Annotated in this window: 24 protein-coding genes; all 24 read left to right on the forward strand. The window is 41.8% G+C overall.

Annotated features, from left to right (window positions below; all coding sequences use genetic code 11):
• Positions 1-2 precede the first annotated feature (2 nt).
• The 24 genes from BPOF4_RS05690 (at position 3) to recO (ending at position 20675) form a co-directional block, all read left to right on the forward strand.
• Positions 3-767 (forward strand): SDR family NAD(P)-dependent oxidoreductase, encoded by a 765-nt coding sequence (locus tag BPOF4_RS05690; RefSeq protein WP_012958130.1) that lies wholly within the window; start codon positions 3-5, stop codon positions 765-767.
• A gap of 16 nt (positions 768-783) precedes the next feature.
• Complete coding sequence (locus BPOF4_RS05695) at positions 784-1590, forward strand: enoyl-CoA hydratase/isomerase family protein (protein ID WP_012958131.1); 807 nt, start codon at positions 784-786, stop codon at positions 1588-1590.
• A 13-nt stretch (positions 1591-1603) separates the two neighbouring features.
• The gene (locus BPOF4_RS05700) at positions 1604-2587 is read left to right on the forward strand and encodes a quinone oxidoreductase family protein (RefSeq protein ID WP_012958132.1); all 984 of its coding nucleotides are present in this window, start codon (positions 1604-1606) and stop codon (positions 2585-2587) included.
• A 139-nt stretch (positions 2588-2726) separates the two neighbouring features.
• Entirely contained in the window at positions 2727-3590 is an 864-nt protein-coding gene (locus BPOF4_RS05705; RefSeq protein WP_012958133.1) for a branched-chain amino acid ABC transporter permease, read from the forward strand.
• A gap of 7 nt (positions 3591-3597) precedes the next feature.
• A complete protein-coding gene (locus BPOF4_RS05710; RefSeq protein WP_148229568.1) occupies positions 3598-4593 on the forward strand; it encodes a branched-chain amino acid ABC transporter permease in 996 nt (331 codons plus the stop codon).
• Positions 4577-5347, forward strand: a complete 771-nt coding sequence (locus tag BPOF4_RS05715; protein WP_012958135.1) for an ABC transporter ATP-binding protein — start codon at positions 4577-4579, stop codon at positions 5345-5347. Before BPOF4_RS05710 ends, BPOF4_RS05715 begins: the two co-directional genes overlap by 17 nt.
• Entirely contained in the window at positions 5334-6041 is a 708-nt protein-coding gene (locus BPOF4_RS05720; RefSeq protein ID WP_012958136.1) for an ABC transporter ATP-binding protein, read from the forward strand. Before BPOF4_RS05715 ends, BPOF4_RS05720 begins: the two co-directional genes overlap by 14 nt.
• A gap of 38 nt (positions 6042-6079) precedes the next feature.
• Positions 6080-7288: an ABC transporter substrate-binding protein gene (locus BPOF4_RS05725; RefSeq protein WP_012958137.1), complete on the forward strand. Its 1209-nt coding sequence runs from the start codon at positions 6080-6082 to the stop codon at positions 7286-7288.
• Positions 7289-7539: 251 nt separating this feature from the next.
• Positions 7540-7713 (forward strand): 30S ribosomal protein S21, encoded by a 174-nt coding sequence (gene rpsU, locus BPOF4_RS05730; protein ID WP_003323311.1) that lies wholly within the window; start codon positions 7540-7542, stop codon positions 7711-7713.
• A gap of 21 nt (positions 7714-7734) precedes the next feature.
• A complete protein-coding gene (locus BPOF4_RS05735) occupies positions 7735-8178 on the forward strand; it encodes a GatB/YqeY domain-containing protein (protein ID WP_012958138.1) in 444 nt (147 codons plus the stop codon).
• 180 nt (positions 8179-8358) lie between these two features.
• Positions 8359-9699, forward strand: a complete 1341-nt coding sequence (locus tag BPOF4_RS05740; RefSeq protein WP_012958139.1) for an NfeD family protein — start codon at positions 8359-8361, stop codon at positions 9697-9699.
• A gap of 18 nt (positions 9700-9717) precedes the next feature.
• Positions 9718-10722, forward strand: a complete 1005-nt coding sequence (floA, locus tag BPOF4_RS05745) for a flotillin-like protein FloA (protein ID WP_012958140.1) — start codon at positions 9718-9720, stop codon at positions 10720-10722.
• Between the two features lie 37 nt (positions 10723-10759).
• Complete coding sequence (locus tag BPOF4_RS05750) at positions 10760-11326, forward strand: hypothetical protein (protein WP_012958141.1); 567 nt, start codon at positions 10760-10762, stop codon at positions 11324-11326.
• Between the two features lie 122 nt (positions 11327-11448).
• The gene (gene yqfC / locus BPOF4_RS05755; protein ID WP_012958142.1) at positions 11449-11733 is read left to right on the forward strand and encodes a sporulation protein YqfC; all 285 of its coding nucleotides are present in this window, start codon (positions 11449-11451) and stop codon (positions 11731-11733) included.
• A 36-nt stretch (positions 11734-11769) separates the two neighbouring features.
• A complete protein-coding gene (gene yqfD / locus BPOF4_RS05760; RefSeq protein WP_012958143.1) occupies positions 11770-12957 on the forward strand; it encodes a sporulation protein YqfD in 1188 nt (395 codons plus the stop codon).
• A complete protein-coding gene (locus BPOF4_RS05765; protein WP_041822273.1) occupies positions 12957-13931 on the forward strand; it encodes a PhoH family protein in 975 nt (324 codons plus the stop codon). Before yqfD ends, BPOF4_RS05765 begins: the two co-directional genes overlap by 1 nt.
• Before the next feature lie 142 nt (positions 13932-14073).
• Positions 14074-16242 carry an HD family phosphohydrolase gene (locus BPOF4_RS05770; protein ID WP_012958145.1) on the forward strand — a complete coding sequence of 723 codons (2169 nt, stop codon included), beginning with the start codon at positions 14074-14076 and terminating at the stop codon, positions 16240-16242.
• Positions 16239-16709: an rRNA maturation RNase YbeY gene (gene ybeY / locus BPOF4_RS05775; protein ID WP_012958146.1), complete on the forward strand. Its 471-nt coding sequence runs from the start codon at positions 16239-16241 to the stop codon at positions 16707-16709. The genes BPOF4_RS05770 and ybeY overlap by 4 nt, the downstream gene beginning before the upstream one ends.
• A complete protein-coding gene (locus BPOF4_RS05780) occupies positions 16693-17082 on the forward strand; it encodes a diacylglycerol kinase family protein (protein WP_012958147.1) in 390 nt (129 codons plus the stop codon). The genes ybeY and BPOF4_RS05780 overlap by 17 nt, the downstream gene beginning before the upstream one ends.
• 62 nt (positions 17083-17144) lie before the next feature.
• Positions 17145-17879 (forward strand): DUF502 domain-containing protein, encoded by a 735-nt coding sequence (locus tag BPOF4_RS05785; protein WP_012958148.1) that lies wholly within the window; start codon positions 17145-17147, stop codon positions 17877-17879.
• 14 nt (positions 17880-17893) lie between these two features.
• Positions 17894-18292, forward strand: coding sequence for a cytidine deaminase (locus tag BPOF4_RS05790; RefSeq protein ID WP_012958149.1), 399 nt, complete (start codon positions 17894-17896; stop codon positions 18290-18292).
• Positions 18285-19196 (forward strand): GTPase Era, encoded by a 912-nt coding sequence (gene era / locus BPOF4_RS05795; protein WP_012958150.1) that lies wholly within the window; start codon positions 18285-18287, stop codon positions 19194-19196. Before BPOF4_RS05790 ends, era begins: the two co-directional genes overlap by 8 nt.
• A gap of 532 nt (positions 19197-19728) precedes the next feature.
• Positions 19729-19875 carry a YqzL family protein gene (locus tag BPOF4_RS21565; RefSeq protein WP_012958151.1) on the forward strand — a complete coding sequence of 49 codons (147 nt, stop codon included), beginning with the start codon at positions 19729-19731 and terminating at the stop codon, positions 19873-19875.
• A 41-nt stretch (positions 19876-19916) separates the two neighbouring features.
• A complete protein-coding gene (recO, locus tag BPOF4_RS05800) occupies positions 19917-20675 on the forward strand; it encodes a DNA repair protein RecO (protein WP_041822276.1) in 759 nt (252 codons plus the stop codon).
• Positions 20676-20746 lie beyond the last annotated feature (71 nt).

The raw sequence follows: 20746 nt of genomic DNA on the forward strand, positions 1-20746 counted from the left end.
GATTGCAGCGTTTTCTAAATCAGATTGTACTCATATCCGGTGCAGGAAGCGGGATCGGGAAGGCTTCTGCTGTTCAACTGGCAAGTGAAGGGGCAGTGGTCATCCTAGTCGGGCGCCGGAGAGAAAAATTAGAAGAGACAGCAGGTGAGATGAATAATCAACTACGTGAAGGCTGGGCGTATGTTTACACTTGTGATGTCACGGTAGAAGAAGAAGTGGAATTATTAGCTGATTATGTGGAATCCAATTTTGAGAGGCTTGATGTGTTAATCAATAATGCCGGAACATCTCAAGGCGGAGCAATTCTTTCTCTAGAAGAAGAGGATTGGAATCACGTCCAAACAACAAATGTAACAAGTGTGTTCTTGATGTCGAAGCATTTAGGTAAATTAATGATTAAATCAGAATCCGAGAATAAAGCGATCGTTAATATTGCTTCACTTTCAGGTCATAAAGCAGGGGCAAAGATTCCAAGCTACAGTACTGCCAAGGCTGCCGTTATTCATTTAACAAAATCACTTGCAGGAGAACTTGCGCCGCATAATGTGCGTGTCAACTCGGTTTCTCCAGGCTTTGTTGAAACGCCTATGACAGAAAACGGTTTAAAAAATCCGGCGTTTACTCAAGCGATTGAGAGACATACGTTGCTTGGTCGTGTCGGCAGGCCCGAGGAAGTCGCTAAAACGATCGCATTTGCAGCGTCAAGTGATGCAAGCTATATCACCGGTACGGATTTATTAATAGATGGCGGCTGGTTAACCGTTTAATAAAGGAGATGAGGGCATGAGTGTAGAAAGCAAAAAGAATGTAAAAGAATACAAGGATCTTCTCGTAAAACAAGAAAGCGGGGTATTGGAGATTACATTAGACCGGCCGAATGCCTTGAATGCATTTAGCCCGGAAATGATCCTAGGCATCGAAGAAGCTCTTCTGAATGCAGAAGGAGACCAAGAGGTAAAAGTGATCGTGCTGCGCGGAAATGGCCGTGCTTTTAGTGCTGGCGGTGATGTGAAGACGATGGGAGAGGCAGCACCGGTTGACGTGTATAACCATATCGGACATTTAAATGAGCTGATTAAGCAGATGAGATCACTTGAGAAGCCGATTATTGCCGCAGTACATGGTTTTGCTGCCGGAGCTGGATTTAATTTGGCTCTTGCCTGCGATTTGATTGTTGCAGCAGAAGATACTTCATTCATCTTAAGCTTTGCACAAGTCGGTCTGGTTTCAGATGGCGGGGGGCATTACTTCCTTCCAAAATCTTTATCACCGTATCAAGCGAAAGAGCTCTTATTTAGGGCCGAACCGCTCGATGCAAAAACAGCCCAGCAGTGGGGCTTGGTTAATCATGTCTATCCTTTAGCTGAAATGGAGGAGAAGGTTCGTGAATATGCACTGTCTTTCACGCAGCGTCCTACAAAAGCGATTGGTTTAATGAAAAAGCTAACCAACCTAGCTGATACGGCCTCCTTAACGGATGTACTTGAGGCAGAACGAACAACTCAAGCGATGATGGTCACCACACATGACCACCAAGAAGGTGTTGCAGCTTTTATAGAAAAACGCAGACCCCAATTTAAAGGGAAATAAGGGAGGAAAAATGATGAAAGCTATTCAATTTACAACATACGGCGGACCAGAAGTATTAAAGATGGTTGAACTAGATAAGCCTAACCCAGAAGCAAACGAAGTAATCATAAAAATAGAAGCAATTGGTGTGAATTATGCAGACACAGCAAGACGTGAAGGGCAATATGTGGTACCTACTCCACTCCCGTTCGTTCCCGGTGCAGAGGTCGCTGGTATTGTTGATGAAGTTGGCAGTGATGTCAGTACGGTTAAAGCAGGAGATCGAGTCGTAACCCTATTGGGATCAAAAAAAGCGACAGGTTATGCTGAATATTCGATTGCGGATGAACGTGGATTAATGCCGATTCCTGATGGGGTCAGCTTTGAACAAGCAGTGGCTCTTCCGCTGCAGGGGTTAAGTGCCTACCATATTTTAAAAACTATGGGGCAGCTTGAAGAAGGTGATACGGTGCTCGTTCATGCAGCAGCCGGCGGTGTAGGAACGATCGCTGTTCAACTTGCAAAGTTAATGGGTGCAGGAAAAGTCATCGCTACAGCCAGCTCGAAAGAAAAGCTTGAACTTGCTCGTGAGCTTGGAGCAGATGTACTTGTAAATTACACCGAGGATAATTGGTATGAACAAGTCCTTGAGGCTACGAACGGAAGGGGAGTTAATGTAGCCCTTGAGATGGCAGGCGGCCGGGTATTTATTGATACCCTTAAATGCTTAGCGACCTTTGGAAGATTAGTTGTCTACGGAGTTGCAAGCGGAGAGCAAAGTCCTTTTAACCCATCTTCCTTAATGGCCCGTAACCAATCTGTCATTGGCTTTTTCTTACCACAAATTATGAGAAAGCCAAGACTCTTGCAATCAAGCATGAAAGAGCTATTAGACTATGTAGGAAGCGGACAGTTAAAGCTTCAAATTGGTGGTACGTATGCGCTTGATGAAGCAGCAAAGGTTCACCAGTTAATGCAAGGAAGACAGACGACAGGGAAATTAATTTTAAAGCCATAACATCTAGAGAGAGCCAGACGAATGAGAATGAGTCTGGCTTTTTTTTGGAATAGTTCTTTGGACACAGGCATACATCACTAATATTAATACTATCTAGTCAGTATGTTGCGGGCGTAGATTATGTTGAGGGGGAGTAGTGGTGGATCTTTTTTTTCAGCAGATTTTAAACGGACTCACTATTGGAAGCGTTTACAGTCTGGTTGCATTAGGATTGACGCTTGTTTTTGGAATATTGCATGTTCCTAATTTTGCCCACGGAGCACTTTATATGGTAGGAGCCTACATTGCTTTGACCGTCATGACAGCACTTGGGGTACATTACTGGATTGGTTTAATTATTGCCGTCATTGTGATCGCTTTGTTATCTGTTTTAATGGAGCGTCTTGTATTTAGTCGTCTAGATTCGAAAGACCCTTTACCAATTATGATTGCTTCCATCGGTATTCTGTTTTTCCTTGAATCTTTCGCTCAATATATGTGGGGAAGCCAGTACCAGCGAATGGTTACCCCGTATGGAGATACGATTCAGATCTTCGGCCTAACTGTTACGATGCAGCGTTTATTGGTCATCATAGCTGCTGTTGCCCTAATGTATGCTCTCCATCTGTTCTTAACAAAAACGATGACTGGAGCAGCGATTATCGCTATGTCACAAAGTAAAAATGGTGCTTTTCTTGTTGGAATTAATGCCACACGGGTGTCGATGTTAACCTTTGCGATTGCAGGCGGTTTAGCTGCCGCCGCAGCAACTCTTGCAGCTCCTATTAATCTAGTCTTTCCAAGTATGGGTAACTTGGTGATCATGAAGGCGTTCGTCATTATTATTATTGGCGGAATGGGCAGCATACCAGGCGCAATTATTGGAGGTTATATTTTAGGTATGGCAGAGAGTCTCGGAGCAACGTATATATCCGGAGATTACAAAGATTTAATTGCTTTCGTTCTTCTTGTGTTGATCTTAACGATGAAGCCAAACGGGTTATTTGCAAAGGGGGTTAAGTGATTTGAAGATGACTAAAAAAACGTATCTCTTGCTTGCCTTGCTCGTGGCTGCTCTGCTGTTTCCTATTCTAGTACCCAATCAATATTATCTTCAAATTTTAATTCTCGTCTTTATCTGGACGATTGCCGTCTACGGGTTAAATACAATTACCGGACTCACAGGGCAGCTCTCTTTAGCACATGCAGGTTTTTTCGCAATTGGTGCCTACAGTCTTGGGTTATTAACGATTAATGCTGGTATTCCCTTTTGGGCAGCCTTCGTTTTAGCGATAGTCATTACTACAATCATCAGCTTTTTTATCGGGATAGTGGCGCTTAGAACAAAATCACACTTTTTTGCGATTTATACCATGTCAGTTGGCTTTCTAATTTACTTAATTATTTACAAATCGGAGCTGACTGGCGGGGTTCGCGGGCTGATCGGCATACCGAATCCAGCACCCATTGGACCACTTACCTTTGAATCCATCCAGTCTTACTACTATTTGATGCTATTCTTCCTTCTACTGACCATTTTCTTTATGTATCGTTTGTTCCATTCATTGTTAGGTAAAACGTTTGTTGCAATCCGTAACAGCGAAGAGCTTGCTGAAACATTAGGGATTTCCGTAATGAGAAATAAGCTACTTGCCTTCGTCATCTCAGCTGGGGTTGCTAGTTTATCAGGAGCTCTTTATGCCTCTTATGTCAGATTCTTAGGTCCGCAAATGGCTGATATTCACGTGGCATTTGAGATTTTGCTTTATCTCCTGGTAGGAGGGATAGGGACGCTGGCAGGTCCGCTCATTGGAACATTTATCGTCGTAGTGCTTACTCAAATGCTTCAATTTTTAGAGGAGTTTCGAATGCTCGTATTTGGTCCGATTGTCGTACTCCTGATTTTATTTTATCCGCGTGGGATTGTTGGGGGGTATTTAATGTGGCGTGCTAAACGAGCGAAGAAACAAAAGGTGGCAGAGGCAAGTTCAACGAAAGGAGAGAATGGGAATGCTGTTAACCATTAATCAGCTTACGAAGCAATTTGGGGGGCTGTCTGCAGTCAATGACGTTAGTGCTGTAATTGAAGAAAGTAAAATAACAGCCATTATTGGTCCAAATGGAGCTGGGAAATCCACATTCTTCAATTTAATTAGCGGGTTTCACCAACCTACTTCAGGTAGGATAGAGCTTTCAGGTCAGGATATTACCAACATGCGAGCTGAACATGTGGCGAGGCTAGGGGTAGGACGGACGTTTCAAACGACCCATCTATTTGAACAAGCAACCGTATTAGATAATGTAATGATTGGCCATCGGCTCAGAACAAAAGCTGGATTGTTTGATGCAATCTTCAGGACAAAGCGCGAGAGGGATGAGAAGAAAAAATGTCTCGATAAGGCGCTTGAAGCACTAGAATTTGTTGGCTTAACATCGCTTGCGTACGAACAGGCTCACTCCATTACTCAGGAGCAGCAAAAGAGAGTTGCCTTTGCACTCGCTCTTGCAACCGATCCAAAACTTGTTTTACTAGACGAGCCGGCAGCTGGAGTCAATCCAGACGAGACAGAGGGTCTTAGTGAAGTGATGAAGAAAATGGTGAAGCATGGAAAGACAGTTTGCTTAATTGAGCATAAAATGCCAATGGTCATGTCCCTGGCTGACCATATCTTAGTTCTCAATCACGGAGAATTAATCGCAGATGGCACACCAAAAGACATTCAAAAAAATGAGCGTGTGATTGAAGCCTATCTAGGAGGGAATTCGAATGTTAGTGCTTAAAGATCTAATCGTTTCACATGGTCAAGAAGACGTTCTTCGCTCAGTGAATTTGACGGTAGAAGAAGGAGAACTCGTCGTTCTGCTTGGGGCGAACGGAGCTGGGAAAAGTACTCTTTTTCATACGCTCAGCGGCTTAGTGAGGCCAACTAGCGGTGAGTTGTCTTTTAAGGGAAATTCATTGAAAGGCCGTTCCCCTAGTCAAATTGTAAGGGATGGCATTGTCCAGTGTGCCGAAGGACGAATGCTTTTTGATCAGATGAGTGTCCATGATAATTTGAAAATGGGTGCCTTTACGTATAAACGAAATAAAAAAGAGCTAATGAGACAGCTTGATTATGTGTATACTCTTTTCCCTGACTTGGTTGAGAAATGTCATTCTCCTGCGGGCAGTTTATCAGGAGGGCAGCAGCAAATGGTCGCTATCGGTCGCGCGCTAATGGCTAAACCAAAGCTTCTACTACTAGATGAGCCATCACTAGGTCTTGCTCCTTTAATCGTTGAACAAATGTTTTCTATTATAAAAGAGATTAACAAAGAAGGTGTCACAGTCCTTCTTGCCGAGCAAAACGCCTATGCTGCACTTTCTGTATCAACAAGGGGGTACGTGCTAGAAGGCGGCCGCTTAAATGTGGAGGGAACAAAAGAGGAGCTACTTCAAAATGAAGAAATTCGCAAGGCATACATCGGTGCCTAGGATTTCGATAGATATCAAAAAAAATGGGGGAATGAAAAATGAAGAAACAGTGGCTGATCTCAGGTGCAGTGGTGATGTCTATGCTCTTAGGTGCATGTGCTAGCGGAACGACAGGAGGAGAAAGCGGGGAGGGCTCAAGTGAAGGGGAAGAACAGGTTCCTGAAGTAAGCGCAGGAGAAGAGATTATTAACATTGGCTACACTGGTCCTTTAAGCGGGCCTGCTGCCTTTTACGGGGAAAATACGGTAAGCGGAGTAAGGATGGCAGCTGATGAAATCAACGAGGCTGGGGGCTTTGAAGTAGGCGGGACCACATACAAATTAAATATCGTCACTTATGATGATCAGTACTTACCTAACGAAGCGGCCACAAATGCGAGGCGCCTCGTACAAGAGCATAATACTCCGGTTGTTTTCGTTCCACATAGCGGCGGAGTTCTTGCAACACAAGTGTTTAATGAACAGGAAGACTTTATGATTGCCGCTTACACAAGCGAGCCTGAAATTCTTAATCAAGGGAATGAATTAACGTTGCGTATCCCCCCGGCGTATGATCAGTACCCAGAACCTTTTGTAAAATATCAACAAGAACGTTTTGGAACAAGGCTTGCACTTCTCCCTACTGCCACACAGTACGGCAAAGATTGGACAGAGGAGCTGGTGCCGGTTTGGGAAGAATTTGGCGGTGAAGTTGTATATGACGGTGAAGTTGATTTCGGAAAAGATACAGACTTCTTCCCAATAGTTACAAATGCTCTTAATCAAAATCCAGACGTCATTTTTGTCGGCGGGCCATCTGAACCAACTGCACTTCTTATGAAGGCAGCACGGGATCTTGGGTTTGAAGGCGGGTTTATGGTGATGGATCAGGCTAAATTTGAAGAAATGGACGGTGTGCTTGGTAACTTCGATGACATTGAAGGAGCGATTGGTATGCTTCCAATTATAAGCAGCGATGCCCCTGGAGCTGAAAGTTTTATTACTTCTTTTGAAAATGAGTTAGGACGTGTACCTACTGCTGAATCAGCATTTAACTATCAGGCTATGTATGTGCTTGTTGAAGCAATGAAATTAGCTGAGACAGTCGAAGATCCGCAAGCGATCATGGCTCAGATGGATGCAGGAGTTAAAGCTTTGTCTGATGATAAATTTGTGTGGCATTTGACGGGTGTAGAAAATAACGGGTTTGATTGGATGGCTTCGATTGCGGCTATTGAAGATGGAGAGATTGTGCTGATAGAAGAATAAACCTAATAGAAGAATTAATTTAATAGAAGAATAAATCCGATAGAATAAATCCGATAGAATCAATCTGATAAATAGAACCGACTCCATTGAGAGGTCGGTTCTATTCATGAAAAAGGAGATAAAAGCGGATTTAACGCGGAATTAAGTAATTTTTGGGTTGACCAATCTAAATTGCTATATTATAATTTAAAAAGACGTGCACTCGATGGATGTGCCGTTTGAGTTGGTTGTTTCGGAGGGAGGGAAATAAAATGGCAGAAACTCGTGTTCGCAAAAACGAATCGATTGATGCTGCACTTCGTCGCTTCAAGAGATCACTCTCTAAAGAAGGAACGTTGGCTGAGGTTAAAAAGCGTAAGCACTACGAAAAACCTAGTGTTAAGCGTAAGAAGAAATCTGAAGCAGCAAGAAAACGTAAGTTCTAAAGAAGTGAGAGGGTGTATTCATTGAATCTTCTTGAACGGTTGAACGTAGATATGAAGAATGCGATGAAGAATAAAGACAAGCAAAAACTCTCTGTCATCCGTATGGTAAAGTCGTCGTTGCAAAACGAGCAAATTAAGCTCGGACGTGAGTTGACGGACGATGATAGCCTTACGGTGCTGAATCGCGAACTGAAACAACGCAAGGATTCCCTCCATGAGTTTGAACAAGCAAACCGTGAAGATTTAGCTTCCAAGCTGCGTGATGAAATCGCTGTGCTTGAGGACTATATGCCAGAACAGCTTTCTGAAGATGAAGTTTCTGAGATCGTTAAAGAGACGATTGCAGAAGTGGGTGCTTCCACTAAAGCAGACATGGGTAAGGTCATGGGAGCAATCATGCCTAAGGTTAAAGGAAAAGCTGATGGTGGTCTTGTGAATCGTCTTGTGCAACAACACTTATCATAAATGACACAAATGCCTCGTTTCTATTGTTATAGAAGCGAGGCATTTTTTAATTGAGCTTGTCCTAAGTGGAACTCCGTTTATCATTCATGATAAGATAATGATGCATTCTAAAAAAAGTTGAAACTTTTATTAATCTATACCGTAAATCTAAGTATGACAAATGAGAAAGGAGGTTAGATAGTGAATAGAATTAGGCTCAACATTTCTCTTCTCTTTATTCTGTGTGCAATGCTGCTCATTCCGCTTCAATCCTTTGTTTATAGTGAGACGAATACCTCAGATGATACCGTAGTTTATTACATACCAGTTGAACAAACTGTAGAGAGAGGATTGGCGGCTTTTATGCAGCGCTCGTTTCAATCAGCAGCTGATGAAGGGGCGGACTATATTGTTTTAGAAATCCATACCCCGGGAGGAGCGGTCGATGCAGCTGGAGAAATTGCTCGGCTGATGCAAAATACCGATATACCGATTATCGCTTTTGTAACAAAAGAAGCGATATCAGCAGGTGCGTATATTGCCTTAAATGCTGATGAAATTGTCATGGCCCCAGGAACGACGATGGGAGCTGCAGGAGTGATAGATGGAGCAGGGAATGCTGCAGAAGAAAAAGCGCAGTCATATTGGCTGGCTGAAATGCGGGCAGCTGCCGAATTAAATGATCGAGATCCTCTTTATGCATTAGCCATGGCCGATCGCTCCATTGAAATCCCTGATCTTGGTGTGAGTGATGAAGAGTTTCTAACTCTTACCCCAAGCGAAGCGATTGAGGTAGGTTATGCAGAAGCGATTGCTTCTAACCGTGCTGAGTTGATCGAATATCTTGGGCTTGAACAAGTATCAGAACGTGACATGCAAGTCAGTTTTGCTGAACAAATTGCGAGATTTGTCACCCACCCTGTTGTCATTCCGATATTATTATCAATTGGAAGTCTTGGACTTGTGTTAGAGTTGTATTCTCCAGGCTTTGGGGTGCCAGGCTTTATGGGACTATTAGCTCTTGGGCTGTTCTTTTTTGGTCATTTGTTCGCAGGGTTTGCCGGATGGGAATCGATTTTATTATTCGGTATAGGATTTCTGCTTATTATGATTGAAATATTTATACCGGGATTTGGAATCTTCGGGGTCCTTGGGATAGGGGCGGTTATAGGAGGAATGCTTTTAGCATCTTTCTCAATGTCATCGATGGTTATTTCGATTTTTATTGCTGTGATCTTAACAGCCATTGGAACCGTATTTATCTTTAGATACTTTGGTAATCGGGGACCGTGGAAAAAGTTGATTCTCACAGATTCAACGAGCAGTGAAAAAGGATATATCTCAAATCATACACGAGCGGAGCTTCTCGAGATGGAAGGCGAAACATTAACGCCTTTAAGACCTTCAGGTTCTGCGGTTTTTAGTGGTGAACGCCTTGACGTTGTTTCTGAGGGAGGATATATTGAACAGGGTAGGAAAATCCAGGTTGTCTATACGTCTGGTTCGCGAATTGTCGTTCGTGAAGTAAAAAAGAACTCATAATTTAAAGGAGGAAACAAAATGGTATTAGATCCAGGTAGTATTGGTTTATTAATTGGGCTGGGGATTTTAATTATTTTCCTAGCAGTGCTTTTCACATTTGTACCAGTTATGCTGTGGATTTCTGCACTAGCTGCAGGAGTTAAAATCGGCATTTTTGAATTAGTAGGGATGAGGTTACGTCGAGTTATTCCTGCACGTGTTGTAAATCCGTTAATTAAAGCGGTTAAAGCAGGTCTTGACCTTAGCACTTCTAAATTAGAAGGACACTACTTAGCAGGTGGTAATGTTGACCGTGTGGTAAATGCGCTAATTGCTGCTCAACGTGCAAACATTGATCTTAGTTTCGAACGTGCGGCAGCAATTGATCTTGCAGGTCGTGATGTATTAGAAGCTGTTCAAATGAGCGTTAACCCTAAAGTAATTGAAACACCATTCATTGCCGGTGTGGCGATGGACGGAATTGAAGTAAAAGCTAAAGCGCGTATTACCGTTCGTGCAAACATCGACCGACTTGTCGGTGGTGCTGGTGAAGATACCGTTATTGCACGTGTAGGTGAGGGGATTGTATCTACGATCGGTTCAGCTACTAACCACAAGAAGGTGCTTGAAAACCCAGATATGATCTCACAAACCGTTTTATCAAAGGGTTTGGATGCTGGAACAGCATTTGAAATCTTATCTATTGATATCGCGGATATTGATATCGGCAAAAATATTGGTGCTGAATTACAAACCGATCAAGCGGAAGCAGATAAGAAAATTGCTCAAGCAAAAGCCGAAGAGCGTCGTGCAATGGCTGTAGCTCAAGAACAAGAAATGAAAGCACGAGTAGAAGAAATGCGTGCGAAGGTTGTTGAAGCGGAAGCAGAAGTTCCTATGGCATTATCTGATGCCCTTCGTAAAGGAAATATGGGAGTTATGGATTACATGAACTACCAAAATGTAATGGCTGATACAGACATGCGTGGATCAATCAGTAAAGCAACAGGAGAAGATGACTCAAACGAGAAGCGTGGGCAATAATGCATCTCTCTTCTTGTAACGGAAGGAGGAGAACGTAGTGGAGTCTCTGTTTGATTTTATTTTCTCAAACCTCTTTTTTGTCATTTTAGTCATCGGTGGGATTATGAGCTTCTTTAACCGGATGTCTAGTGGCGGTGAAGAAGGTGAACAACAGAATCGACCAGGAAGGCAGCAACAACCGCCGCCTGGTCAAAGGCAGCAACGTCAAGAAGAACAGGTTGATTGGAGAGAAATCTTTAAGCAGGAACAACCGCAAGCTAGGACGGAGCAAGATCGTCCTGAGCCTCGTTTTGAAGAAAGGCCGGTATCTTTTGAGCCTGTCTCACAACAAAAAGAAGTAGCTGAAGGGGTCGATCGTCAGCAAGAATTGTACGACCGTTATGAGCGCTTAAAAGATAAGAAGCGTGAAGCGGTCAATCAATTTGAACGAACGGTACCACAGAAGCCTGCCGAGAAAAGTGAGAAGCGTTCGAAGTTGGATCTAGAGCTTAACCGGCTTTCAAATAAAGAAGCTATGAAGGCAGTTGTTTGGGCTGAGGTGTTAGGAAAGCCTAGAGGGAAGAATCCTCATCAAACCTTTTCGCAAATAAGACGTCAGAGATAAGAGAAACCCGTACAGAATTCATCTGTACGGGTTTTTTTGTGTGAAAAAATAAATGGAAAAGAGAATTAAGTGATAACCGGCACAGCTCCTACATAAAAATGAGAGAAGGGGAGGGTCGTGCCATGAAAAAGATTAGACAGCAGATGAGAGTGTGGATGACGAAAAACATGCAGCTGCCAGCAGATGTCATGATGGATCTGCCTCGAATTACAATGATTGGCCAGCTACATATTTATATAGAAAATCATCGAGGGGTCCTCCGATTTTCAAACCAAGAATTAAGGCTCTTGTTAAAACAAGGGCAGCTTCTAATAAAAGGAGATCAATTTGTTATTAAAACCATTTTGCCAGAAGAGCTTCTGCTTGAAGGGCGGATTGACCAAGTCATTTATTTAAATGAGCAATAGTTAGAAGAACTAACATATGTAAAAGGGGGACCGGGCATGCGGAATAATTGGGTGCAGGCATGGAAGGGCTATGTTCGAGTGAGGGTGGATGGTGCATATCCGGAAAGGTTTTTAAACCGCTGTATTGAAGAAAGGCTCTCCATTTGGAAGATAAAAAGAGTCGGCGATGAGCGTATTGTCTTTTATATGGATATTGAAGATGCTAAGAAAATCAGGCCATTGCTTAGAAAAACAGATTGTAAAGTAACGTTTGCTGAAAGAAAAGGGACTCCTGCTGTTCTTCGTAAAGTAAGTTTGCGAGCAGGGTTTGTAGCTGGACTGGCTGCTTGCTTGGCAGTAATCATTGTTCTCTCAAATATGGTATGGAAGGTCGAAGTGGAAGGGGCTTCTCCGCATGTTGAACACGAGTTAAGGCAAGTAGTCGCGGAAATGGGAATTAAACCTTGGACCTTTCAATTTTCGTTGCCAAGTGTCGAACAAATTCAGCGGGATGTGACAGAACAGGTAAGCGGGGCTACGTGGGTTGGTGTGCGTCAAAAAGGGACGACCTATCAATTTGAAGTAGTTGAACAAAAGTTGCCTGAAGAGGCTGAAAGGGTCAGTCCGAGACACCTGGTGGCCAAAAAGAAAGCGATCATCCATGATATTTTTGTAGAGCACGGACAAGCGCAAGTGAAACCAAATGATTTTGTGGAAAAAGGAGATATGTTAGTAAGCGGCGAGATTGGTAAAGAAGGGAAAACGGAGATTGTTGCTGCAGTAGCTGATATTCGTGGTGAAATTTGGTATAAATCGACTGCTTCAATCCCTATAGAAAGGCTTTTTACAACACTTACAGGAGAATCAAAAAATCGCCATTATCTTTCTATGTTTAATATTAACATTCCTTTTTGGGGTTTTAGATCCCATGAATTTGAGCAGGTTCAAGAATTTTCCGAACAGAAGGAATTTCACTTTTTTAAATGGACTCTCCCTTTGAAGTATACGCGTAAGGAATTTCGTGAAACCTCATCATATAACCGCACGTATACAAAAGAAGAAGCAATTGAAGAGGCTAAGCGTATGGCGCGAGTTGAACTTGTCAGCCGTCTGCCTCAAGATGCGGAAATCATTGGTGAAAAAGTTTTGCACGAAGCCTCAGAGAATGGTAAAGTTAAATTAAAGATTCACTACCAAGTACTAGAAGATATCACATCGGCACAACCGATCATTCAAGGGGATTGATGTTATTGTCAGAGACGAAGTCGATTCAACTAGAAGTTAAAAACACAAATGAGACACAAGCGCTTCTCGGTCCAAATGATCGACATTTAAAGCGTTTAGAAGACCTTCTTGACGTTTCTATTGTAACAAGAGGTGAAGAAGTGTCTGTTAGTGGAGATTCCACTATGATAGAAGTAGTAGAAAAGGTATTGGCGAGCTTTGTTAAGCTTATTCGTAAAGGGATTTCTTTATCTGAGCGAGATGTCGTATATGCCGTTGAACTTGCAAAGCGCGATCAATTAGATGAGCTGCATGAATTATACGAGGAAAAAGTAGCAACAAATGCAAAAGGGAAAGTGATCATTGCTAAAACGCTAGGTCAGAGGCATTATGTATCTGCGATCCGTAAGCGCGATATGGTGTTTGGTATTGGGCCTGCAGGTACTGGTAAGACCTATTTAGCAGTGGTTTTAGCAGTAGCTGCTCTAAAAGATGGACATGTTAAACGAATTGTTCTCACTCGGCCTGCAGTTGAGGCGGGAGAAAGTTTAGGCTTTCTGCCAGGTGATTTGAAGGAAAAAGTTGATCCGTATTTACGGCCGATCTACGACGCCCTTCACGATGTGTTAGGCGTTGAGACAACGACTAGACTTATGGAACGCGGAACAATTGAAGTGGCACCGCTTGCATACATGCGTGGGCGAACGTTAGATGATGCATTTGTCATTTTAGACGAAGCACAAAATACGACCCAAGAACAGATGAAAATGTTTATTACACGTCTTGGTTTCGGCTCGAAAATGGTTATTAATGGCGATTTAACGCAGATTGACTTGCCAAAAGGGAAGAAATCTGGTTTGAAAGTAGCCATAGAATATTTGAAATCAGTAAATGATATTGGTTTTATTTACTTGCAAGCATCAGATGTTGTCAGACATACGCTCGTACAAAAAATCTTAGATGCGTATGAAAAAGAAACGGGGAAAGTTGAATAGCAAGCAGTAGTGGTCACACCTAAGTGAACGCTTCAATAAGACCCTCGCTTGACGAGGGTCTTCTCTGTTCATTCACCTTGTTTATCAGCCTGCAAAAATGCAATTCATACTGCCGATTATTTATGAGAAGGGGGGAGAGCCCTTGAGAAAACGATTTTCAATTGATCAGATCCCTTGGTGGAAAAGAGTGCGCGATCATAGATACATACGTACCATTTTATTTATCATTTTGGCTGTTTTCTTATATACATCAATGATTGGAAATATTATTCCGGAGACCTTAGATATCCGACTTTCTCAAATCGCCGATCGCGATATTCGATCGCCAATTACGACGGAAAACAAAATCGAAACAGAAGAAAGACGGAGTGAAGCCACGGAGGCTGTCAGTCCTGTATATGAGTTAAAGCGGGAATATGCTGAAAATCAAGTGGTGAAAGTAAATGATATATTTGAACTAGTCAGGCGTGTTGCCCTTGAAGAAGAGGAACCGGTTGAAGGGGTAGAGGAAGCTGCCACAGAAGAGGAAAAAAGAGAGGAGCAGCTAGCCTATATTCAAGAAGTTCTCTCGTCTGGGACAAGCAATGATTTATCAGAAGAAACGCTCCTGACTTTAATGGAGGCAACAGAATCACAGCTCCGTATAGCCCAAGAGGCAACGGCAAATGCTGTATATGAAGCGATGGGTGAGCAGATCTCCATTCGCAACCTCCAAGATGTTAAACAATCAGTAGATGAACAATTTGCGATTTCAACAGTAAGCAACAGACTCCTTGAAGCCATGATTGAAATTGCACAATTTGCTATTATCCCTAACTATATTTATGATTTAGAAGCAACAGACAGACAGCGTCAAGAAGCGAGTGACTCCGTAGAACCAGTGATGATCCGTGAAGGTCAGCTCTTAGTTAAAGAGGGAGAGATTATTGACTACGAGATCTATGAACAGCTGAGGGTTGTTGGATTATTAGATGATTCTTTTAATCCTTATCCATATATCGGGCTGGCGCTTTTAGTTCTTTTAATCGTAGGAATGCTCGCCTATTATTTAAAGGAAGCGAAAACAACGGTTCAGCATAATAACAGTCACCTTGTTTTGTTTATGTTGATTTTTATTGTGACTCTATTATTTATTAAGATGTCCAGCTTGTTAGAAGGCATAGGACTTATCGGCATTGGATTTATTGTTCCTGTAGCACTTGGTGCCATGCTGTTAACTACATTAATTCATCCACGCATTTCATTGTTTTCTAGTGTACTTTTTGCCGTGATTGGAAGTATTTATTTTAATAATGAATCTGTTGGCACGTTTAACTTTACTTACGGGGCGTATATGCTCTTAAGTTCATTTGCGGCAACCTATTATTTAAGCCAGTCGGCAAGAGTTTCAAGAATCTTACGTGCCGGATTTTTTGTCTCTTTCATCAATATCTTAGCTATTATTTCACTGCTGTTTATGAGAACAGTTCAAAGCGGTTGGGTTGAGGTAGGCCTGCATATTGGTTTTGCTTTTCTATCAGGGTTTCTTGCTGCAGTCCTTGCTATTGGACTGATGCCGTTTTTTGAAGCGGGATTTGGCATTTTATCCCCGTCGAGGTTAATTGAACTTTCAAGCCCTAACCAGCCCCTGCTTAGAAAAATATTGACAGAAACACCTGGGACGTATCATCACAGTGTCGTAGTCGGCAATTTAGCTGAAGCGGCATGTGAAGCAGTTGGAGAAAACGGCCTGCTTGCCAGAGTCGGAGCCTATTATCATGATTTAGGGAAAACGAAAAGGCCGCAGTATTTTATTGAAAATCAACAAAAGATGGCTAATCCTCACGATCAGCTTTCACCGCTTGAGAGTGCAAAAATTATTATAGATCACCCTTATGATGGAGTGCATCTTTTACGAGAACATAAAATGCCTAAAGAAATCATTGATATAGCTGAACAACATCACGGGACAAGCTTGCTGAAGTTTTTCTACCATAAAGCAAAGCAAGATTCAGAAGAAGAAATAAAAGAATCACAATTTAGATACCCTGGGCCGAAACCGCAAACGAAAGTGGCCGCTATTGTTATGATTGCAGACAGTGTTGAAGCGGCGGTTAGGTCAATGCAAAATCCTACACCAGAAGGCATTGAATCATTAGTGAAAAAGATCATAACAGACAAGCTTGAAGATGGGCAGTTCGATGAATCAGATATAACCCTTAGGCAGCTTAGCCAAATTGCGCAGACGATGTGTGAGACATTAAACGGTACATTCCATCAACGAATTGAGTACCCAGACGAGTCTGCTAAAAAAGGAGAGAAAAAAGAATGAATTTGACGATTGATCTACATGATGAAACGGGTACACTTAATAGTGAACAAGAAAATATAGTGACGAAATTGATTACAAGTGCCGCAGAATATGAAAGATTAGACGGAGAAGTAGAACTTTCTATTACGTTTGTTGATGAAAAGAGAATTCAAGAGATTAATGCAGAGTACCGCGGAAAGGATATTCCGACTGATGTGATTTCATTCGCATTAAATGATGAAGTGGAAGATGAAGCAGATATGATAATGGCAGGAATGCCTAATGCACTCGGCGATATTATTATTTCTGTTGCTCATATTTCAAGACAGGCAGAGGAGTATGGACATTCCTTTGAAAGAGAGCTGGGTTTTCTAGTGGTCCATGGTTTCTTGCACCTTCTTGGATACGATCACATGACAGAGCAAGATGAAAAAGCGATGTTCTCACGTCAAGAGGAGATCTTAAGCGCATATGGGCTTACAAGATAGGAATAAACGCGGATTTACTCGCTTGTTAAGATCTTTTGGCTATGCTTATCAAGGCTTAAGGCATGTGTTTGTAAATGAACAAAATATGCAAGTGCACGTGTCTTTGGCGGCTTTCGTTATCTTGCTGGCTTTCTGGCTGGATTTAACGCGCTTAGAATGGCTGTTTTTATTAGTAATTATAAGCGGTATATTCGCACTTGAAATAATGAATACAGCGATCGAAAGAACAGTTGATCTAGTGACTGAAGAGTATCATCCGATAGCAAAAAGAGCAAAAGATGTTGCTGCATCTGCTGTGTTTGTGTATAGTATTTTTGCTGTCATCATGGGAATCATTCTCTTTGGCCCGCATCTGCTCGAGAAATTTCTTTGATGAATCAAATTAAAGCTTTTTAGCATATTCTGCGCGCAATCAGGAGAGGAGATCCTCTTTAAATGTGGAAGAGATTTCAAAAAAATATTATTGCAGGGATCATTTTTTTACTGCCCGCCATAGCGACCATCTATGTCATCCAATTTCTTTTTACATTAGTAGATTCTTTTTTAGGTTCATTTATTACTGGTATTTTAAAAGCACTAAATATTATTACTACCGTTGACAGCCGAATTTACTTCTTAGGAGTCTATACACCTTTCTCAGAGCGGCTGCTTGGAATAGGGTTTGTGCTGACCATTATCCTGCTTACATGGGTAGGTGCGCTTCGACTAAGAGGACGTGGAGTGAAGGTACTTGATTCGATTGATCAGACGTTTAGAAAAATACCGATTGCTAACTCTATTTATACATCGGTAGAACAAATTATTCATGCGTTTGCTCAAGAGCGTACATCGTTTCAAAACGTTGTACTTGTAGAATATCCGAGAAAAGGTTTATACACGGTTGGATTTCAGACTGGTGAGTCGAAGGGAGAAGTCCAGCGGGTGACTTCTAAAGAGTGTATTAATGTATTTTTACCCACTACCCCTAACCCTACGTCTGGATGGCTGCTGCTTGTACCTAAGGAAGATGTTATTGAGCTTGATATGACCGTTGAACAAGGTCTAAAATTTATTATTTCTGGTGGGGTAGTTGTGCCTCCAGACAGAGAAGTTCAGGATGAACAGACAGAAGCGATTGTAGATAAAGAGAAAATGTTGGTACAGTTACGCTCCAAACAAGAGGACCATTAGAAGGGATGAGAACAATGGATAAACAACAATTAATCGAACTAGCTAAAGAGGCACGTGAGAATGCTTATGTACCCTACTCGAAATTTCAGGTAGGAGCAGCGCTTTTAATGGAAGATGGAACCGTGTTTAAGGGAGCGAATATTGAAAACGCTTCTTACGGTTTAACAAATTGTGCGGAAAGAACAGCATTATATAAGGCGTACTCGGAGGGCAATAGGAAGGTTGCTGCCATTGCGGTAGTAGCGGATACAGACCGTCCAGTGCCGCCATGCGGGGCTTGTCGTCAAGTAATGGTGGAATTAATTCCGCCGAATGCGCCCGTTTACTTAACAAATTTAAAAGGAGACATTAATGAAATGTCAGTTTCGGAATTATTGCCAGGAGCATTTACAGCGGAGGATATGAATGAATAACACACCAAAAGGATTTAAATCAGGATTTGTTTCAATTATTGGAAGACCGAATGTGGGAAAATCTACACTCTTAAATTATGTTATAGGCCAGAAGATTGCCATCATGTCAGATAAACCCCAAACAACACGAAATAAAATTCAAGGCGTGTATACAAGCAATGAATCACAGGTTGTTTTTATTGATACACCTGGGATTCATAAGCCGAAACACAAACTAGGCGATTTCATGATGAAAGTGGCTCAAAACACTCTGCGTGAAGTTGATTTAATTCTTTATGTAGTTGATGCGGGTGAAGCGTTTGGTTCTGGTGAGGAGTTTATTATTGAGCGATTAAAAGAGACAAAAACACCGGTCTTTTTAGTGATCAATAAAATTGATAAAGTGCAGCCGGATGATTTATTAGGTATTATTGAAACCTATCGTACGAAGTTTGATTTTACAGAAGTGATTCCAGTATCGGCCCTTCAAGGCAGCAATGTTCCTACGCTGATGGAGCAAATTGTTGACCACCTTGAAGAAGGTCCTCAGTACTATCCGAGTGACCAAGTTACCGATCACCCTGAGCGTTTTATCGTTGCTGAATTAATCCGTGAAAAAGTATTACATCTTACACGGGAAGAGATTCCTCACTCAGTAGCTGTAGTGATCGAACAAATGAAGCGCAGGGATAATGATATGATTTATATCGGAGCAACGATCATAGTGGAGCGTACGTCTCAAAAAGGGATTATCATTGGAAAGCAAGGAAGCATGCTTCGTGAAGTTGGAAAGCGGGCACGAGGAGATATCGAAGCGCTGTTAGGCTCTAAAGTCTTCTTGGAGCTTTGGGTTAAAGTTCAAAAAGACTGGAGAAACAAATCAACCCACCTCAGAGACTACGGCTTCAAAGAAGATGAATATTAAAAAGAAAAGCGAAAGCGACTGCTCTGGCATGCGGTAAAATGAGGGGGAGCAATTTGAAGTATCTCTTTGACTTCAATTGATGCACCGTTTTTACCCGCAGGACAAGGAGCTGCAGCTAGACAGAAAAGTGGAATGTTTCGTTAAGATAGGAGGGGGCTGGAGGTTTGTCAATAAGAAGCGCACTCTGATTCGTTTGACAAAGTGAAGGCGCCGACTATTTGAAACATGCAACTAGACAAGAAAAGCGAAAGCGACTGGTCTGGCATGCGACTTTTGCTAGATTTCAAATAAGCACTCTTCTGCTACAAAGTTGTAACATAAAATCTAAACAACTTTCACAATGGCTGGGCGTCTAGCCATTGTGTTTTTGTTTCGAAACGATTATGATGAAGACAAATAGAATTTCAAAAAAATAACAACTCTGTTTGTCAAGGTGTATAAATTAACAATTTTTCTCTAACATGAATTTTGCAAACAAGGTCAACCTAGAGATACAGAGCGTTTAAGTCTTGAGAGAAAGGTGGAAATTGAGATGCTCGATTTTTCCTGGAAGGTTTTTTCAATGACTGGCAATTTGGATACGTATTTACTGATTAAAGAACTTGAGCGCGGCCATGAAGATGAAGTGAGCCAAGAAGACGTTGATAATATTGACACGTTAGACGCGCAAACTCATTGACCTTGTTTGCACCTCACAATGTGAATGTGTGGTGATAAGCAATGATGCAAAAAGTAGAAGCTATTGTTATTCGAACGAATGATTACGGCGAATCGAATAAAATTGTTACGTTATTTACAAGAGAAAGCGGCAAAGTGGGAGTGATGGCCAGGGGCGCTAAGAAACCTAAAAGCAGACTGGCTGCCATATCTCAATTGTTTATTCATGGACTGTATTTGTTTCAAAAAAGCAACGGCCTCGGGACGTTAAATCAGGCAGAAATGATTCATTCTTATAAAGAAGTAAGGAATGACTTATTTTTAGCTTCCTATGCAACGTATGTCGTTGAATTAATTGATAAGCTTACGGAGGAGAAACAGCCAAATGAACCGTTGTTTCATTTATTGCAGCAAACGTTGCTTTATTTAGATGAAGGTATTGATCCTGAAGTGTTGCTGCGTATATTTGAAATGAAAATGATGCAAGTGGCTGGAATTACACCTGAGCTTGATCAATGTACGAATTGCGGAAGTACTGAAGTACCATCAGGCTTCTCTATAAAAGAAGCTGGCTTTCTTTGCAAGAAATGCATCCATAAAGATGAGCATGCCTTTAAGATCACTCCTCAAACAGCTAGACTGCTGAGGTTGTTTTATTACATTGATTTGAGCCGTTTAGGGCAAATATCTTTAAAAGATGAGACTAAAAAAGAATTGAAATTAATTATTTCAGCTTATTATGATGAATATTCAGGTGTAACACTGCGTTCAAAACGATTTCTCGATCAGCTTGAGCGCATGGGTGATCTTAAACCTTATTGACACAACAACTGAAATTCAGTATGATGCTAGTATTATATGGTGCATTGACGGAAAGAAGTACAATTAAGTCC

The sequence above is a fragment of the Alkalihalophilus pseudofirmus OF4 genome, assembly GCF_000005825.2.
GTDB classification, from domain to species: Bacteria; Bacillota; Bacilli; order Bacillales; family Bacillaceae_D; genus Alkalihalophilus; species Alkalihalophilus pseudofirmus.

Coding starts and splice junctions, on each gene's coding strand:
- BPOF4_RS05695 (WP_012958131.1), top strand. CDS start 784: ATGAGTGTAGAAAGCAAAAAGAATGTAAAAGAATACAAGGATCTTCTC.
- BPOF4_RS05700 (WP_012958132.1), top strand. CDS start 1,604: ATGAAAGCTATTCAATTTACAACATACGGCGGACCAGAAGTATTAAAG.
- BPOF4_RS05710 (WP_148229568.1), top strand. CDS start 3,598: ATGACTAAAAAAACGTATCTCTTGCTTGCCTTGCTCGTGGCTGCTCTG.
- BPOF4_RS05715 (WP_012958135.1), top strand. CDS start 4,577: ATGCTGTTAACCATTAATCAGCTTACGAAGCAATTTGGGGGGCTGTCT.
- BPOF4_RS05720 (WP_012958136.1), top strand. CDS start 5,334: ATGTTAGTGCTTAAAGATCTAATCGTTTCACATGGTCAAGAAGACGTT.
- BPOF4_RS05725 (WP_012958137.1), top strand. CDS start 6,080: ATGAAGAAACAGTGGCTGATCTCAGGTGCAGTGGTGATGTCTATGCTC.
- rpsU (WP_003323311.1), top strand. CDS start 7,540: ATGGCAGAAACTCGTGTTCGCAAAAACGAATCGATTGATGCTGCACTT.
- floA (WP_012958140.1), top strand. CDS start 9,718: ATGGTATTAGATCCAGGTAGTATTGGTTTATTAATTGGGCTGGGGATT.
- yqfC (WP_012958142.1), top strand. CDS start 11,449: ATGAAAAAGATTAGACAGCAGATGAGAGTGTGGATGACGAAAAACATG.
- yqfD (WP_012958143.1), top strand. CDS start 11,770: ATGCGGAATAATTGGGTGCAGGCATGGAAGGGCTATGTTCGAGTGAGG.
- BPOF4_RS05765 (WP_041822273.1), top strand. CDS start 12,957: ATGTTATTGTCAGAGACGAAGTCGATTCAACTAGAAGTTAAAAACACA.
- ybeY (WP_012958146.1), top strand. CDS start 16,239: ATGAATTTGACGATTGATCTACATGATGAAACGGGTACACTTAATAGT.
- BPOF4_RS05780 (WP_012958147.1), top strand. CDS start 16,693: ATGGGCTTACAAGATAGGAATAAACGCGGATTTACTCGCTTGTTAAGA.
- BPOF4_RS05785 (WP_012958148.1), top strand. CDS start 17,145: ATGTGGAAGAGATTTCAAAAAAATATTATTGCAGGGATCATTTTTTTA.
- BPOF4_RS05790 (WP_012958149.1), top strand. CDS start 17,894: ATGGATAAACAACAATTAATCGAACTAGCTAAAGAGGCACGTGAGAAT.
- era (WP_012958150.1), top strand. CDS start 18,285: ATGAATAACACACCAAAAGGATTTAAATCAGGATTTGTTTCAATTATT.
- BPOF4_RS21565 (WP_012958151.1), top strand. CDS start 19,729: ATGCTCGATTTTTCCTGGAAGGTTTTTTCAATGACTGGCAATTTGGAT.
- recO (WP_041822276.1), top strand. CDS start 19,917: ATGATGCAAAAAGTAGAAGCTATTGTTATTCGAACGAATGATTACGGC.